The organism is Aeoliella straminimaris (genome assembly GCF_024054565.1).
Taxonomy (GTDB): domain Bacteria; phylum Planctomycetota; class Planctomycetia; order Pirellulales; family Lacipirellulaceae; genus Aeoliella; species Aeoliella straminimaris.
The window spans coordinates 127,163-143,195 of record NZ_JAMXLR010000072.1 but is presented as its reverse complement, the minus strand read 5'-3'; the positions used below and the strand labels follow the sequence as shown (position 1 = coordinate 143,195).

The window sequence follows — 16,033 nt, the reverse complement described above, 5'->3', positions numbered from 1 at the left end:
TTCGGTTGGCGATGATGGTCCCGCGCGCCGGCACCTGCTACACTGACCCGCATGTTACTCGGGCCAGTATTCAATGCCGAAATGGTCGCCAACGGGCGGCGGAAAAGGTACTTCGCGCTGCGCGTGTTGTTCGCCTCGGTGTTGCTGATGTGCTTATGGCTCTGCTATTCCGAAGCAATAGGCTACAACAATCGCACCGGACGACTATCGATCGAGCAGGCGGCCAATCTCGCCTCGTCGTTCTTCTGGACTTTTGCCTGGCTAACCATGATCGCGGCGTTAGTGGTCACCCCAGCTATCGCCGCAGGGGCAATTGCCTCGGAGCGCGAACGCCGCACGATTGAGTATTTGTTCGCCACCGATCTGTCCAATGCCGAGATCGTGCTTTCCAAATTGGCCGGCAAACTCCTGCTGGTTGGCAAACTGGTGCTGGTAGCCCTGCCGGTACTGGCCATATTCCGCCTGCTGGGTGGCATTCCAGGTAACCTGCTGGTGATGTACTTCGCCAGCCTGGCCAGCACCGTGACGATGCTCACCGTGGGGGCGATCTGTATTTCGGTTTGGACGCCACGGGCACGCGATGCCATTATCCGCGTCTACCTGGTAGAAGCCCTGGTTTTTGTGCTCCCTCTGTTCGGACTTGGCCTAATGGGTATGGGCGCTGGCGGCACAACGGGCTGGCTCATCGGTTTGCTGCGGTACCCGGTGGAATACTTCTCCCAGATTAATCCCCTCGTGCTGCTTACCGAGCAAACGACCATGAACGTCCGGGGCATGCAGGTCGGTAGCCTTCGAGTGTGGCAAGCAATCGGCTTGCAAACGGCCACTTCCCTCGTCCTGGCAATCCTGGCCGTGGCCGCCGTACGACGAGTTCACCTGAGGTCGGTGAGTGGCGGCGAAAAGGAAACTCGTAAGACGAAGTGGCTATCGGCGCTGCGGTACCGACCGGCCCTCGGCGAGCACCCCATGCTGTGGAAAGAGCTATTCGCTCGATCGGCCGCCACGAAACTTGGCTTCCTGGGGCGCATGTCCATCGCCCTCTTGATGATCGCCATGATCGCCGTGGCGATTGGCGTCTATCGATCGATACGCACCACCGGTCCAGGAAGCTGGGACACACAAGGCGAAATGTACCTGATGAGCACGTTCATCATCACGCCGGTATGGGGGGTCGGCATTGCTATCCTCATGGGGCTACGTGCGGCGGGACTCATCACCTACGAAAAAGAGCGTGATTGCTGGCTCTCGCTCATCTCCACACCCCTTACAGGGCAGGACATCATTGGTGCCAAAACGCTGGGCAACCTGTACGCGTTTCGCTGGATGTTCCCCCCCCTGGCCGTGGTTTGGCTGCTGCAAACCACCCTGACCCCCGAATACTTCTTCGCCATAGTTCTGCACTTGCTGGCCATCGGCATCTCCGGCTTATTCGCGACGGCCGTGGGGCTCTCCTATTCGTTGAGTCTATCCACATCGCTCAAGTCGATCGGTGCGACGATGGGCACCCTGTTTTTTGTCGGTGGCGGCTACCTCTTTTGCTGCTGTCTTCCTATGATGTTCGGTAGCGGCGATGACGAGATCATCAAGATCGCCATGATTCCCTGCGTTCCATTCCTGCAAAGCGTGCCCAGTTTCTTTTTCTTCGAAGACCTGATCAGCCACGAGCCTTGGATGGTGGCAGATTACGTCCTGGGACTGGGCGCCTATTCTGTCGCCTCGTTGGTCATCCTCTCCTCGTTGGTGACCCGCTTCGAACATCTGGCGGGGCGTTCCGATGCCACCGCTTCGACGGCCGCCGGCAGTTTCCAACCGCCAAAGCGATTCACCCCTCCGAATATGGATCCAGCGGATTGAGCAAGAGACTCACGGCCCCGCCACTGCTCGTTCGTCCGGCAGTGGCAACAAATGCGGCGCCATCCGCGACAGCTTCACCCTTCCAATGCCGCTGACCTCCATCAGGTCCTCTCGCGTGCGATACGGCCCCCGCTGTTCGCGCGTCTCGACAATGCGCCGCGCGAGGATTTCTCCGATCTCAGGCAACTGGGCAAGTTCCGGCCACGTAGCCGAGTTCACATCCACCATAAAGGCGTACGGCACGGGCTCCGCCTCGTCGATCTCAATCAGTCGCCCCGATCGCCCACCGGCCACCATCCACGCCACCAAAGCCACCGCCAGCAACACGGCGATAGCCGTGGCGACGGTTCCTTGTTCGGTGGGTTTCAGAAGGGGTTGGGGCATACTACGTTCTTAGCATTAACCGTAGAATGGACGATTCTCAGTTTAGCAGAATCGCTAGGCGGCGAGCCTCGCCGCAATACTCCTGCCATCTCTCATCACTACCTTCCCGCATGGATCCCATTGTGAACACCAACTTCACCCAAGTCGACTGGTCCGAAGAAGTAGCCAGCGCCGCCCGGCAGTTGATTTCGTTGGCCATCCGTGAGGACGTGGGCGATGCGTGCGACTGGACCACCCGCTGTCTGGTACCGCCCGAAGCGCAGGGCAGCGTGGCCATCGTCGCACGGCAGGTGGGTGTCGTGGCGGGGCTGACAGTTGTGCCGTTGGTGTTGGAAGAGATGGGCACGTTAGTCGAATACCGCCCCGCGGCGACCGATGGCGACGCAATCGAACGAGGACAAACGCTCGCCACGCTTTCCGGCTCGGCCGCCGACATACTGACCGCCGAGCGGGTATTCTTGAATTTCCTCGGACGGCTGTCGGGCATTGCCTCACTCACTCGCCGATACGTGGATGCGGTGGCGGGCACCCGCGCCACGGTGTACGACACCCGCAAGACTACTCCGGGCTGGCGGATGCTGGAGAAGTACGCCGTGCGGTGTGGCGGCGGCCTGAATCATCGGCTGGGGCTGCACCGCGCAGTGATGATCAAGGACAACCACGTCGCCCTGGCTGCTCAGGAAGGGCTGACTTTAAAGCACTCGATCGAATTGGTGCGAGAGAATCTGGCAACTGCCGGTGCCAAGGTGGAAGCGCTGGAAGTGGAAGTCGACACGCTCGAACAACTCGAACAGGTCCTGGCGGCCAGCCCCGATATTGTGCTGTTGGACAACATGAAGCTCGATGAGTTGCAACGGGCAGTTGCCATGCGAGACAGTCTTGCCCCCACCGTCGCTCTCGAGGCATCGGGCGGAGTGAATCTCGACACGATTGGCGATATTGCCCGTACTGGAGTCGACCGCATCAGCGTGGGGGCTTTGACCCACTCTGCCGTGGCGCTCGACGTGGGGCTGGACTGGCGGGGCAGTCCTGCCGCAGGCTGAAATCGGCTGACACAGCCCGCTTAGAAGCCGTTTGACAGCCCCTAATCCTGGCCTAGCTTTGCGGTGAAAGACGAACTCCGGGGAGGGGTCGTCAATCGCCGACGCGGCGGGTTTTTAGCTGGGAGCTAGAGGGGACCCCGTCGCGTCCTTTTATGCGCCCCGCTCGTTATGAGGTCTGTCGGCTTTCCCAGTCCGCCCAACCGGATTTGTTGAAATTATCGAAAAAGCTCGTTGACATCATTTTCGGCGGCGATTATCGTACAAATGTGGCCGTGTAATGGGTTCGCGGCCAGGTTTATTTCCTTTCACTCTGCTACGGGGAGCCGTCCTCATGAATGTCCATAAAGCGGCGATTAGGTGGCGTTGCCACATCGCTTGCTTGGCATTCACCTGCTGCGGCTCCCGAGTCCTCAAGTAGCATTCCCCGGCTTCCCTCTGGTTGCTGGTTGTCTCTCCGGGATTCTGGATTTGCCGATTTGCACGACTGTACCGCTAGGGACGGTTTGCTCAGCGTGCAACTCGGTGTTCGCAGTAGCCTTAAAAGCACCTTCGCACTGATGCGGCAGCGAGGTGTTCGCCACCGTTGTGTTTCCACATGACGTCGTGCGAGCCGACATAGCTGCGAAGGGTACGAATGCTCAGGTAATCGATTGGTGGCAGTGTCATGAGCCGTACCGGCTGCGATGGCAGCAGAGTACGCGGCTCCGACGATTCGCTTCGCCGCTCTCTTAAACACTGCAAGCCTGGCAATTTTTGGGCACTCGCCAAGTCGCGAGCGGCCAATTCTGCATGGGCCAACAGAAGCGGTTGAACAACTGCGCGCAGCGTGCGCTGTCGCGCGAGGTGGTTCGACCCTCGTTTAAACCGTATCGACACTGCGATCGCTCACTTCCCCAAGTGCGCGAGCGTCCATATCCATTTGAGGGAAACTTCTATGATTTCTGCACATATCAGTGCGCGCACGGCAAGCCAGATCGGGCTTGCATTCGGCGCGTGTTTCGTTGCGATCCTTGCGGCGAGTCCCGCCCACGCGGTACTCGACAAAGTTGGATTCAATTTCTTGCTCTGCGAAAAGGAAATGGTTCTGGAATATCCAGACGAAATGGAGGTCATGAAATACTCCATGTGGGACACTCCTTACCAGAGAATCCGCAATCGCAGCATGCCCTGGGTCGAAGTTGAAAACCTGTCGGACTCGACCGGCAACCTGACCGAGTTTAGCATGACGATTGGCGACGAAGACTACAATTTCACCGACGCCACCTACGGTACGTTCGCCCTGCTGAGCGATTCCACGCCGGATGTCCTGATCCAATCGGTAGTATCCACTGGTGACTTGCTGACCGTCACCTTCGGCAACGGCGGCTTGGCCCCAGGTGAAACGGTTCGCTTCGGCATCGACTTGGCCCCAGATGACGACGTTGAAGGTCTCTTTCCGCATCCCGACTTCCGCCTGGTGTTGTTCGATATGAACAACATGGATGGCAATGGCACCGAGGACAACTCCGTCGTCACGGGTACGTTTGTGGATCCCAACAACAACGCGTTGACGGAGTCCGTCTCGACTCAAATTGCTGACTACGAGGTCACCGGCAATCAAGCCAACTACTTCAACCAGTTCATCCGCCCATACGGCGTGATGGAAGGTGTCGACATCTTCGGCACGGACGTGACAACTACCGTGGTTCCCGAACCATCGACGGGCGTGGCTGCCATCTTGGCTGCTGTGGTCGGCGCTGGTGTACTGCGTCGTCGACGCTAAGAGGCTCGGCGGACCTTCCGGTTACCAGTTTCCGCTGCTACGGACAGATTCGATACGAGCACGGCTAATCGCCGCTGCCCCGCTGGCAATTGCCGCATGCATTGCATACAAGGCAAACGCTGTGCTGTCGACGTACTTGAGGTATTCGTCATGTTGGTTCAAACCAGACTGGTGGGTTGCGACCGCGACCGGGGAATGGTCAGTGCATGCCTAGGGCGCAGGTCCCGTGGCCATGCTGGCAGTTCTCGCCGACGCTGTCGCGCCACTCCCTGTCGACGTCGCCAGCGACCACGTTGCCGGCGGCCAAGACGCTAGCAGGTCGTAGCAAACGCTGTAACGAAGACACCTCTCGGCGGCATTGTGGTCCTTCCCTCAAGCCACAATGCCGCTTCTTGCTGCGCGGTCGCTGGCAATGGCTGACGTTTCAGGCGACTTTGGCGGTTCTACGGGTGCTGCCAGATTCGCCAGTTGTACGGAGAAAAAGCAAAGTAGCGATCATCGCGATACCGATTACCTTTCATGTTCCGAAAGATTTCGGGGCGCGGGGGGTGTGTCCTGCAGGCGGCTAGCAGGTGCTAGCGAGCAACGGCACAGCCTCGACAACAATACAGCACGGTGCCTCGCCAAGGTCGCTCCGGGGAGACGACTGGGCGGGCTGATTACGATTCTGGGGGGAATCTACACATGTCACGCGTATTCTCTATGTGTGCCAGCATGACGCTGGTACTCTTTCTTGCCGGCGGTGCCTCTGCCCAGCTAGTGCAGACAGCCGGCTACCAAGGCCAGCAGTCCCAGGACGACGTCTCCTGGGCCCAGGCGCTTCAGCAACTCGACGGACAAGGCGACAACAACGTCAAGTTGGCTAGTTGCAGCACCTGCATGGATATGGGCGACTGCGGATGTGCTCCTGGCGGCACCTCCCTAAACCTGTTGCCGCTGGGACGAGGTACTCGGATGTTCGTCGGTGGCGAGTACCTGTACCTGCGGGCCAACCCGAGTGAAGCGGTGTCGTACCTCGAACGCGACCTTACCAACCTGACCGACACGTTCAATCAATTCGACTTCGATTACGACAGTTCGTTCCGCGTTTACGGCGGTTTCCGCAACTGCTGTGGCGAGGAAATTCGATTTACGTACAGCCGTTTCGACACAGGCAGTAGCTTCATCAGCCCCACCGAAACCTCCACCACGCAGATCATCTCGCCGCTGGAGCAAACCCCGATCATCGACGGTTCTCGGGTGACCGGCACCGCCGACGTTGAACTCAACTCGTTCGATCTCGGTTGGTCGAAGACCATCCCGCTCGGCTCGCCACTGTGTTGCGACGATGGCTGTTGCGATACCTGCACCGATTGCTGCGATCCTTGTGGCGGCTGGTGCCCGGCTTGGGATGTCACGTTCACCGGTGCCATTCGGGCCGCGGATCTGTCCACTAACCGCACGTTCAACACCATCGATGCCGGCGACGAGTTGCTTGAGCAAGGTACTTCGATCTCGAACTTCAAGGGCGTTGGTGGCCGCGTTGGAGTGCTGGGCCGGCGGTATCTCGGTCGCCGCGGTGTGTGCAGCGTCTACATGAAGGGTGACCTGTCGCTGCTGGTCGGCGATTACGACTCGGTGCAGCACTCGGTCGACAACTCCGGCACGGTACCGGTTGACGCTGGCACCCAGTCGATTAGCTCCCGTGCACTGATTCCGGTTACTGAAATCGAAGCGGGCGGCACCGTGTTCGTCACCTGCAATACGAGCCTCACGGGCGGCTACTTTTTCTCGGCCTGGCATGACCTTGGCTTCCGCGACGAGTACAACTTCCTGCTGCAGAACAGCTACGACGACGCCAACATCCTGGGCTTCGACGGCTTCTTCCTGCGAATGGAAACCTCGTTCTAGAACACAGGGGGACCCGAGTCCTCACCTTCCAGACAGCAAAACAGCCGACCCCTTTGGGGTCGGCTGTTTGCGTTGATCGATTCAGCATGCCGCGCAGTAGGGCGACGCAAAGTCGATACGCCTTCGGTCAAACAGATCTTTGCGGATTTGCGATCCGGGCAGGGGTTAGAACACCTGCGATTGAAGGATCGATCACAGAAGCGAAAAGTCTGGCTTGGCCAATTCTAGATGCGGCCGAGCATCCGCTCGCGGCGGTTGCGGCGCTGAGCGCGAAGGCGGGCGCGACGCTTCGTCTCGCTGGGCTTCTCGTAGAACTCGCGAACTCGGATTTCCTTCTTGATACCACTGCGTTCCACCAACTTGCGGAACCGACGCACGGCTTCCTGGGCTGTCTCTCGTTCGCGAAGCGTTAACTTTACCACGGGTACTCCGATACTCCTGGGATGGGGATATTAAGCATCTACGGTGGCCCAAGCCGCGGCCAACCGAGTCGCGTAGTATAGTCTATCCTGCTTTTCTCCGTCCAGCCGGCCCAAAGCATTTCCCTGCCCCAATCGGGGGAAAGCGTCTCGTCCAAGGCACGGGGATGCACCGGGTGTTGGGTCCCAGTTGTTCCCCAGTTCCGCACAGCGCGGTTTATGGGCCCAAAACTCCCGCCGCCACGGCCACCAAAATTCCCGCAACCCCTTCCCTGAAAACAACTTACGGCACTCAGCGATTCAATCCACCCGAGAGTTTTGTCCCTTCGGTTCACCACAGTTGCGGCAAAACTCCAATGTGGCCCAAAACTCCAGCTTGTGGTCCTTGAATCCCGCTGAGGCGAACCCCAGCCGAAAGATCGCGCGGTGCTTCGGGCTGAGAGCCGGAATTAGACTTTCCCTCCAGGTCCCCAACTCCTCCGATCTCCAATCCGCCACCAGCAGGCTGGCGGCCCCCTCACGATGCAGGTACACCCTGCCCTCTACCTATTGGACCGCAATCGCAAGCCATTTCAACGGCGAAGATTGGACACCGGGCAGATTTGCAGGACTTCTGGCGAGCGACCAGCGAAGGCCAGGTGGGCAGTGAACGGCCATTGGGTCCCCAGCGACGGTGCATCGGTATCGGCCAAATGCGACACCCATGCGACGTAGGAGAGAGTTCGATAATTCGTCGGACTCACATGGTCGCCCGGCCGCTTTCAGAATACAGGCAACGTCATTGCTACCCAGTCAGCAGCTATTCGTGCAGGCATCGCGTCAGCGCTACCACGGTCATCGCCGTGCCGTACTGCTGATGGTAATTGTAGAACGGATAGTCCCACCAGCTTCCGTCTTTCTCCTGAAGAGGCAGGAGAATGTGGGCCAGATGATCCTGGAAGTAGGGCCGATCATCTTCTGGTAAGAGCTTGATCGACAGGGCGGCGTAGAAGTGACCGTAGTAGTAAAAATAGCCGGCTACTTGAAAGTACGACTCGTGCGGCACGGGCCTTTTTCGGCCGATGCTTAACCAGCCGTTGCGGGCGTACAGACGATTGAGCCACGTCTTGATGACCTCTTCGGTAACTTCAGGCCTGTCCCAAACGGCCAGAGCATAGTTGCATGCCTGCGAACGCCCCAGACTGCCCCCAGGTCGATTGATAGGATACCTGGGCCGCATTCTCAGATACTCACCGTAGGCGTACGAAAAGTCTGGATAGCGTTGCCGCTCCACAGATGTAATTGCCTTGTCGACCATCGCACGTGGAACCTCGACGCCGACGTCCTCTGCTTCCTTGAGTGCCACGAGCGCTGTGGCCGTGGTGAAACTATTGGGACTACTTCCGGGCACTTGAGTATGGGCGTCGAAATCATAATAGCCCCAGCCGCCGTTGAGGTACTCGTAACGATCGAGTTTCTCGACCTGAAATTGCATTGCTTCACGCAGTCGGGCGCGGGTTTCGGTGTCGCTTTCTGGCGTGTGATCGTAAAGCCGCACGAGCCCCTGCAGTCCGTAGCTGTGTCCCCACGTGTTGTAGATGGCGTCCATTTCGGCTCGGCGAACGCCGCCCGCGTGCTTCAGCATCCAAGCTTGGGCGCGGTCGAGCGAGGCGTCGACCTCATGTTGCGTCGCTTCGTCGAGCGTTGGATACGCTTCGACAAGGGCCATTACCACCAGCCCCGTGACGGCCGTCTTAAATGCCTGGTGGGCACCGGGTACGGGCGCGTAAATATTCAGGTCTTTGGTCTGTTCGGCGCTGCCCCACGCCCCCTCCGGACGCTGGTCGTCCAGCAGGAACCGCACGCCGCGAGCGATGGATGCTTTCACGTCGGCCTGTGTCGGAGGAGTGATCGGCGCTGGCTTGGGACCTGTGGTCGCCAACGGCGAAAGCGATACTTCTGCGGTTGTCTCCTGCGCCAGCAGATGCACCGGCACCGCCAACACCATCACGGCAACAACGAGACATAACTTCGGCATGAGATCCTCGCGCGATTCGGTTATACGAAGGCCAGTCGCCTCAGGGACAGGTTGTTATTGGTCTTTTTTGAGGAGAACCTTATCGCCTGCCTTCAGGCCATCGACGATTTCGACCTTGCCGTCTTTGCTCTTGCCGACTTTGACGGCTCTCTTCTGAGGTTTGTCGATCTCGGGTGACGCGATCATCACATACTTGGCGTCAGGATCCTGGTCATCTGTCTTGACGGCCGATTTCGGAACCATCAACGCCTCGGAGTTCTCATAGGTAGTTATCTCGGCTTTGGCCGAAAGCCCGGGCACAACCCAGTCGGGAATTCCCTTCGATTCGACGGACAATTCGACTCGATACTTCTTATCGCCTTGCGGAATTTTCGAAATCTTCTTGAGTTTACCCGAGAGTTTCGGCCCCTCTTCGGCGGCTGTCTCGATGGTCGCTGCTTGTCCAATCTTGATGCTTGGTCGGGCGCCCTCTTCTACGCTGCCAATCACGTACAGGGGTCTCGTTTTGACGATGGTCATCATCACCGAGTCGATCGGCGCATCGCCAAACGGCCGCATGCTGCCGATCAGCTTCGAAGTGTCGTCCCACTTCCCTTCGACGGCGCCGCCGTAGTACACCACCCCATCGGCCGGCGATCGAACCTCAAGAAGCGAACGATCCTGAACCAGATTGGCGTGCCGTTCGATGGCTTCCAAACGCGACTGCCGTTGCTGCTCGAGTTCGTACTTCGCACGTGCTCGATCGGTTTCGAGTGCCGTCTTGGCGCGTTGGAGCGCCAGTTCGCTTTGATCAAGGCTCTCCTTGCGAGCGATATCGCGACGCGGGATGTCGATGTTGACGGTCACCTTGTGATCGTGCTTGGCATTTTCGAGTCGGAATTCAGCCTGCTCGACATCGCTGCGCTGCCGCTGAAGAATGATTTCCTCGGTTTCCTCGGTCAGATCGTCGGCTTCATACATTTTTTCTAGTTGACGTAACTCCTCACGCGCGTTCTCGACACTTTGCTTGATGGCTTTGAGTCTCATCTCGGCCGACTTGAGCGACATCTTGCGTTCGACCTCTCGATACCTCTGATAGTCGGCCTTGGCCTCTTCGAATGCCCGTTGTGCCTGTTTGTGTTGCCTTTCGATCTCCTCGGTCGCCCGCGGCAACTCTTGCTCGGCCTTCAAGATGGCGAGTTCGCTCAGTCGCAACTCTAGTTCGACGTCCTCGATTTGTTCATCGAGTTCCTTGCTCTCGAATCTTACCAGCACTTCCCCCTTGCTGACGGTCGATCCGTGTGGCACGATCTCGACGATCTGAAACTTCTTCCACTCTTTAGGTCGCAAGACAACTTCGGCCGCTTCGCGGGCGACAAAGGTCCCTTCTACATCGGTGGTAACCTTCAGAGGTACTGCTTCGACGACCAGGGTCTTGGCGGCCTTTGCTTCGCCGTTATGCGACGCTTTCCCGTCGGCGGCCACGTTGTCGGATGCCTTGTCGCCAGGCGACGCCTTGTCTTGGGCAGAGGCTACGGCAACTAGAAGCAAGGGCGAAAGCAGAAAGCTCAGTATTGCAGCACGTTGTAGCATCACGACACCTCGTCAAGATAACTTGTATCAATGGATAGTTGGAACAGTGAAAGCAAAACCCTTTCAAAAACCAATTTTCATTGCTGTGAGCGCCGGTTGCAACCCTTGCCAGATTCGGATCCTTCCGCCGGATGCCACTCGGAGGCAGAGCAACGGCAATTTGAGATGTATTTCCAAGTTTGATCAGCCGGCAACCATGCCCCGCCTGGTTGAGCCCCGTGATTGCCGGCCCAAATCTCTCAACCGTTGTGCCCTCCAGCGAAAGTGCCCGCCGATGGAACAATAATGCAGTAGGGTGCGCACCTGTCCCAAAGGCACCGATATCTCTCCAACATGCCATCTGTACAAGTTCGTACAGATGGTGAAGACCCGAATTGCGAACGTCAGCGATGCCGCGAAAGATCCGTCGTCTCGCCGGCGGCCCACGGTGCAGTTCAATCCGGGCGGTAACGGCGGCCACCTTGAGTCCACGAGCATTTGGCACCCCGGGGAGCTTGCCGCTATACTCACCTCGATACCACCATGTGATGGGGTGGTAGGACACATTTCGTCAGAACCGCCCATTGCTACCGCCCGCAATTCAAGCACCTTATGACTACTCCGGAACGCACGGTTGCCCTGGCCTTCTTCGCCCACCCTGACGATGCCGAGATCCTGTGTGCAGGGACGCTATTGCGGCTGAAAGACCTGGGGTGGCAGATTCACATTGCCACGGCCACCGCGGGCGATGGCGGTTCGATGACCTTGCCGGCGGACGAGATTGCCGAGGTTCGCCAGCGCGAGGCGGCCAGTTCTGCCCGGCTGATCGATGGGACCTATCACTGCCTTGGCGAGCGTGATGTGAAAGTCGTGTTCAACGAGCGAGCGATCCAAAAGGCCATCGATCTGTTTCGCCAGGTGAATCCCACGTTGGTGCTGACGCATCCGCGCGAAGACTACATGCTCGACCACGAGCAGGTTCACCTGCTTGCCCGCACTGCGGCTTTTGCCTTCCCGGTGCCGAATGTTTCGGATCAGCCGCGTCCCGAGGGCGCCACGATCCCATGGCTCTATTACTCCGACCCCATCGAAGGCCGCAATCCCTACACTGGGGCCGAATCGCCCTGCTCTACCTTGGTGGACGTTTCGAGCGTGATCGACCGCAAAGTTGAGATGCTTGCCTGCCACGCCTCGCAGCGGGACTGGTTGCGGGCGCACCATGGAATGGATGAATACATCGAGGCGATGCGGCGGCATGGCGTCATGCGGGGCGAACAAGCCGGAACCGCGTATGCCGAAGCGTTTCAGCAGCATCGGGGACACCCGTTTCCGCAGAACGACCTGCTTAGCGAATTACTTGGAGACCAATCGTAGCCATGGCACGCCCAATCAGCAAAGTCGCCGCCGACTGGTGGGACTACACCACGCTCGACCCCGAAATCCTGGCGGATGCCGCGCGCCTTACCGCCGATGATCTCGCCGGGCTGTCGCGGCCAGGTTTTGAGGTCAAACTGTACGACACGCTCGAAGAGTTCTACTGTGCCGAAGCACTCGAGTACGTGCAGACCTGGCAGCAGGCCACGGCGGACAATCCCGTTGGCATCTGTGGTCCCATCGGCCCCACCGAACAACTGCCGCTGGTGGCGGAGATCGTCAATGCCCTGGAGATCGACCTGCGACACGCCCATTTCTGGGGCATGGACGAGTGGATCGAAGACGGAAAGCCAGTGACCTCCGACCACCCGCTGTCGTTTGCTCGTGCCGACATGAAGCTCTGCTTCGATCGCATCCGGCCGGAACTGGAGATGCCGAAGGAGAACATCCATTTCCCCGTGGATCTGAAAGCCTACTCCGAAAGCTACGACCAGGTGCGGTGCCTGCTAATGCAGGGAGGCCAAGGCGAAGTGAAACACTGGGCCTTTAACGACCCGCCCAAACGCGAAGGAGCGTTTCTGGACGAGCCACCACCGCCCGAAGAGTACCTGAAGCTGGGCACCAGGGTTACCGACCTGCATCCACTGACCATCATTCAGAACGCCCGCACGTCGGGCGGTGGGTACGTTTCTCAGGTACCGACACAGGCCGCGACGGTAGGACCGTTGGAGACCTGGAAATCGGACTGCGTCTCGATCTGGCACCCCGGCCACCACGACAACGTGTTCGGCATTCGCCTGACGGCCCTGATGATCTCCAAAAATATCGCCGATACCGCGGTGCCGATGTCGCTGCTCGCCCGACACCCGAATGTGCGGTTCAGCTACTATCGCGGCGGGATTGGCAGCGTGGAGGTCGACATTCACTAGGAAAATTGCGGGCCTGCATACTGGCCTCGCGAAGATACTACTACCCCCTTGAACATTGAGGCCGTCCTCAAGAACGAAGGTTCCCATCTGACGACGGTGCGAAGCAGCCCATTACTTCCCCTTCGGCACCAGCGCCTCCTTGTTCGGCTCCGGCCCCATGACCACTTCGAGCACGCCGCCCGCCAGGATCTCGTCGTGCGTGAAGAAAGGCGAGTCCATCGGCTGGCCGTTCAGGCTGGCGGACTGGATGTAGAGATTCTCGAGCGAATTGTTCTTCGCCCGCACGGTGAACTGTTTGCCGCTGGGCAGGTGGATCGTCACCTCGTCGAACAGCGGCCGGCCCAGTGAATAGGTAGGGTTGCCGGGGCATACCTGGTAGAAGCCTATGGCGTTCAGCAGGTACCAGGCCGACATTTGGCCACAGTCTTCGTTGCCGGACAGGCCATCCGGGTCGTTGTGATACAGGGTGTGCAGCACCTGGTCGACCAGGGCTTGGGTCTTCCATGGCTGACCAACGAAGTTATACAGGTGAGTCACGTGGTGGCTGGGCTCGTTTCCGTGGGCGTACTGTCCGATCAAGCCTGAGATATCGGCCGACGAGTTCTCGCCTTCGATGGTCGAATCCTCGCTGAACAGTTGATCGAGCTTCGTGGTAAACGACTCGGTACTACCCATCAGGTCCACCAGGCCATCGACGTCGTGGGGCACAAACCAGGTCCACTGCCAAGCGTTGCCTTCGGTGTAATCGTCGCGACGATGCTCGGAAAACTTGGGGTTGAAGGGTGTCTTCCACGAACGGTCGGCGTTGCGACCACGCATGAAACCGGTCTCAGCGTCGTAGTACTCTCGGTAACGCTTGGCCCGCTGGCGGTACTGCTCGGCGTCCTCGGCCTTGCCCAGGCTCTCAGCGAACTGGGCAATGCACCAGTCGTTATAGGCGTACTCCAGCGCCTTCGAAACCGACTCGTTTTCCCGATCGGAGGGAACGAACCCAAGTTCCGCATTGAGCTTTTTGGCCCTGGGATTCAACTTGTCGCGAGCGCCTTGCGAAGCAATCTGCGGCTCTCCCTCGTGGTAATTCGACGCATAGACAACGGCCTCGTAGGCCTTGTCGATGTCGAAGTCGCGGCAGCCCTTCTCGTAGGCGTCTACGATGACGGACACCGAGTGGTACCCGATCATCGTGCCCGTGTAGTTGCCGGCGAGTTCCCATTTCGGCAGCGAGCCCCCTTGCTCGTACTGAGTCAACAATGTCCGAATAAACGCGGCGTTGCGGTCCGGATCGGTAATCGTGAGCAGCGGGTGAAATGCCCGGAAGGTGTCCCACAGCGAGAAGACGGTGTAGACGGGCCCCTGGTCCGAATGGTGAATCTGCTGGTCCATGCCACGGTAGCGACCATCGACATCCGAAAACAGATTGGGGCTGATGGCCGTGTGATACATGGCGGTATAGAAGATGGTGCGATCGTCCGCGGTGCCACCCTTCACCTCGACGCGACTGAGCTGCTTCTCCCACGCCTGGTGAGCCTGCTGGCGGACCGTGTCGAAATCGGTTTCAGTGGCTTCGGCTTCCAGATTCTTGCGAGCCCCTTCGTAATCGACCGCTGAGACGGCGACCTGGGCGAGCAGCGTCTCCTGGTCGCCCTCGTCAAATGTCAGCACGGCCTGAGTGCCGCCGCGATTGGTCACCGTGTTGCCTTGCTGCTCGTTGCCACCGCTATAGAGCTTGTACTTGAAGGGCCGATTGAACTTGGCATGAAAGTAAACGAAGTGATTCTGCGCCCAGCCTTGGGTTCGCTTGAGCCCGGCGATCTCCCGGTCGCCAACGACCTTCAACTCGGTCTCGGGATTTTGATGACTGTGGATGGTGTGTCCCAGGTCGATCACGATCTGCGGAGCGGTATTCTGCGGGAAGGTGTATCGATGGAATCCAACGCGAGGGGTGGCCGTCAGTTCGACGTCGACATCGTAATCGTCCAGGTGCACGCGATAGTATCCGGGTTCGGCCTGCTCGCTCTCATGACGGAAGCGGGCGCGATAACCAGTGTCGGGGTTCTCGCCCGCCCCTGGTTGCACGTGCGCCTCGCCCACCACCGGCATGAACAGCACGTCACCCAGATCGCCGATGCCGGTGCCGCTGAGGTGGGTGTGGCTGAAGCCACGAATCGTATGGTCTGAGTAGTGGTAGCCGCCGCAAGCATCCCATCCATCGGTGCGTGTGTCGGGACTCAGTTGAACCATGCCGTAAGGCGTTGTCGCCCCAGGAAAAGTGTGGCCGTGGCCGCCGGTACCGATGAATGGATTCACCAGCTTGGTGTAGTCCTCCGCCACGGCAGCAAGGGAGCCGAACAGAAGCAGCACCATCACCGCGAAACCGCAAGAAGTGAAAGCATTCGGCACACGATGCGAAGACTGGTGGTGAAAAGTCGACATGATGTTATTGGCTGAATAGGTGATGTGGAAAATCAAGCTGGCCCAATGGCCTGTCCGCCGCGGTAACGATAAGTCTCAAGCGTCTCAGTGACCGGCGAGGTCGAGGTTGAACGTAGTATAGATGAATACGCACCTCGGGTCATTTGTCTGTCTCGAGTTCCGAACTTTTGGGACCGAGATGGCATCTTTCCGTAGTACGTTGAAGCGACGTGAGCCGACCAACAAGCCCACGCCGGCGCCCATCTGCACCCAAACCCATACGACTAATACCTCCAGTTCATCGAATGTGACGAGGTCTGCGAAGATTAGCCCATTTGGAGTCGCAACAACACCGCGGATATACTGTCTCGCACGACTTCGACGCAGCACTGCGGTTT

At 58.8% G+C, this 16,033-nt stretch carries 12 protein-coding genes; 6 read left to right on the top strand and 6 right to left on the bottom strand.

The features are described 5' to 3' along the window. Window positions 1-51 precede the first annotated feature (51 nt). The gene (locus tag NG895_RS20470) at window positions 52-1,854 is read left to right on the top strand and encodes an ABC transporter permease (protein WP_252854394.1); all 1,803 of its coding nucleotides are present in this window, start codon (window positions 52-54) and stop codon (window positions 1,852-1,854) included. A gap of 9 nt (window positions 1,855-1,863) precedes the next feature. On the opposite strand, the gene NG895_RS20465 is transcribed toward NG895_RS20470, so the two are convergent. After that, window positions 1,864-2,238: a ComEA family DNA-binding protein gene (locus NG895_RS20465; protein ID WP_252854393.1), complete on the bottom strand. Its 375-nt coding sequence runs from the start codon at window positions 2,236-2,238 to the stop codon at window positions 1,864-1,866. Between the two features lie 110 nt (window positions 2,239-2,348). Between NG895_RS20465 and nadC the strand changes: the two genes are divergently transcribed. Beyond that, on the top strand, window positions 2,349-3,281 hold the full coding sequence (gene nadC / locus NG895_RS20460) for a carboxylating nicotinate-nucleotide diphosphorylase (RefSeq protein ID WP_252854392.1): 933 nt from the start codon (window positions 2,349-2,351) through the stop codon (window positions 3,279-3,281). Between the two features lie 537 nt (window positions 3,282-3,818). Here the strand turns inward: nadC and NG895_RS30350 are convergent. Continuing rightward, window positions 3,819-3,947 (bottom strand): hypothetical protein, encoded by a 129-nt coding sequence (locus tag NG895_RS30350; protein ID WP_261361653.1) that lies wholly within the window; start codon window positions 3,945-3,947, stop codon window positions 3,819-3,821. Between the two features lie 445 nt (window positions 3,948-4,392). On the opposite strand from NG895_RS30350, the gene NG895_RS20455 reads away from it, so the two are divergent. Further along, window positions 4,393-5,043, top strand: a complete 651-nt coding sequence (locus tag NG895_RS20455) for a PEP-CTERM sorting domain-containing protein (protein ID WP_252854391.1) — start codon at window positions 4,393-4,395, stop codon at window positions 5,041-5,043. A gap of 684 nt (window positions 5,044-5,727) precedes the next feature. Further along, window positions 5,728-6,933 (top strand): Lpg1974 family pore-forming outer membrane protein, encoded by a 1,206-nt coding sequence (locus NG895_RS20450; RefSeq protein ID WP_252854390.1) that lies wholly within the window; start codon window positions 5,728-5,730, stop codon window positions 6,931-6,933. A gap of 224 nt (window positions 6,934-7,157) precedes the next feature. Here the strand turns inward: NG895_RS20450 and rpsU are convergent, their stop codons facing one another. The 3 genes from rpsU to NG895_RS20435 form a co-directional block, all read right to left on the bottom strand. Then, complete coding sequence (gene rpsU / locus NG895_RS20445; protein ID WP_252854389.1) at window positions 7,158-7,355, bottom strand: 30S ribosomal protein S21; 198 nt, start codon at window positions 7,353-7,355, stop codon at window positions 7,158-7,160. A gap of 796 nt (window positions 7,356-8,151) precedes the next feature. Then, window positions 8,152-9,369 (bottom strand): prenyltransferase/squalene oxidase repeat-containing protein, encoded by a 1,218-nt coding sequence (locus tag NG895_RS20440; RefSeq protein ID WP_252854388.1) that lies wholly within the window; start codon window positions 9,367-9,369, stop codon window positions 8,152-8,154. A 54-nt stretch (window positions 9,370-9,423) separates the two neighbouring features. After that, window positions 9,424-10,941: a permuted SH3 domain-containing protein gene (locus NG895_RS20435; protein ID WP_252854387.1), complete on the bottom strand. Its 1,518-nt coding sequence runs from the start codon at window positions 10,939-10,941 to the stop codon at window positions 9,424-9,426. Window positions 10,942-11,532: 591 nt separating this feature from the next. Between NG895_RS20435 and NG895_RS20430 the strand changes: the two genes are divergently transcribed. Both NG895_RS20430 and NG895_RS20425 read left to right on the top strand, forming a co-directional pair. Beyond that, window positions 11,533-12,294, top strand: a complete 762-nt coding sequence (locus NG895_RS20430; protein WP_252854386.1) for a PIG-L deacetylase family protein — start codon at window positions 11,533-11,535, stop codon at window positions 12,292-12,294. 2 nt (window positions 12,295-12,296) lie between these two features. Next, window positions 12,297-13,223, top strand: coding sequence for a sugar phosphate isomerase family (locus tag NG895_RS20425; RefSeq protein ID WP_252854385.1), 927 nt, complete (start codon window positions 12,297-12,299; stop codon window positions 13,221-13,223). Between the two features lie 111 nt (window positions 13,224-13,334). Here NG895_RS20425 and NG895_RS20420 read toward each other — a convergent pair whose 3' ends face one another. After that, window positions 13,335-15,656, bottom strand: coding sequence for a GH92 family glycosyl hydrolase (locus tag NG895_RS20420; protein ID WP_252854384.1), 2,322 nt, complete (start codon window positions 15,654-15,656; stop codon window positions 13,335-13,337). Between the last annotated feature and the right edge of the window lie 377 nt (window positions 15,657-16,033).

Bases quoted from the DNA above. Each gene is read 5' to 3' on its own strand.
- NG895_RS20470 (WP_252854394.1), top strand. From the start codon at position 52: ATGTTACTCGGGCCAGTATTCAATGCCGAAATGGTCGCCAACGGGCGG.
- NG895_RS20465 (WP_252854393.1), bottom strand. From the start codon at position 2,238: ATGCCCCAACCCCTTCTGAAACCCACCGAACAAGGAACCGTCGCCACG.
- nadC (WP_252854392.1), top strand. From the start codon at position 2,349: ATGGATCCCATTGTGAACACCAACTTCACCCAAGTCGACTGGTCCGAA.
- NG895_RS30350 (WP_261361653.1), bottom strand. From the start codon at position 3,947: ATGACACTGCCACCAATCGATTACCTGAGCATTCGTACCCTTCGCAGC.
- NG895_RS20455 (WP_252854391.1), top strand. From the start codon at position 4,393: ATGAAATACTCCATGTGGGACACTCCTTACCAGAGAATCCGCAATCGC.
- NG895_RS20450 (WP_252854390.1), top strand. From the start codon at position 5,728: ATGTCACGCGTATTCTCTATGTGTGCCAGCATGACGCTGGTACTCTTT.
- NG895_RS20440 (WP_252854388.1), bottom strand. From the start codon at position 9,369: ATGCCGAAGTTATGTCTCGTTGTTGCCGTGATGGTGTTGGCGGTGCCG.
- NG895_RS20435 (WP_252854387.1), bottom strand. From the start codon at position 10,941: ATGCTACAACGTGCTGCAATACTGAGCTTTCTGCTTTCGCCCTTGCTT.
- NG895_RS20430 (WP_252854386.1), top strand. From the start codon at position 11,533: ATGACTACTCCGGAACGCACGGTTGCCCTGGCCTTCTTCGCCCACCCT.
- NG895_RS20425 (WP_252854385.1), top strand. From the start codon at position 12,297: ATGGCACGCCCAATCAGCAAAGTCGCCGCCGACTGGTGGGACTACACC.
- NG895_RS20420 (WP_252854384.1), bottom strand. From the start codon at position 15,656: ATGTCGACTTTTCACCACCAGTCTTCGCATCGTGTGCCGAATGCTTTC.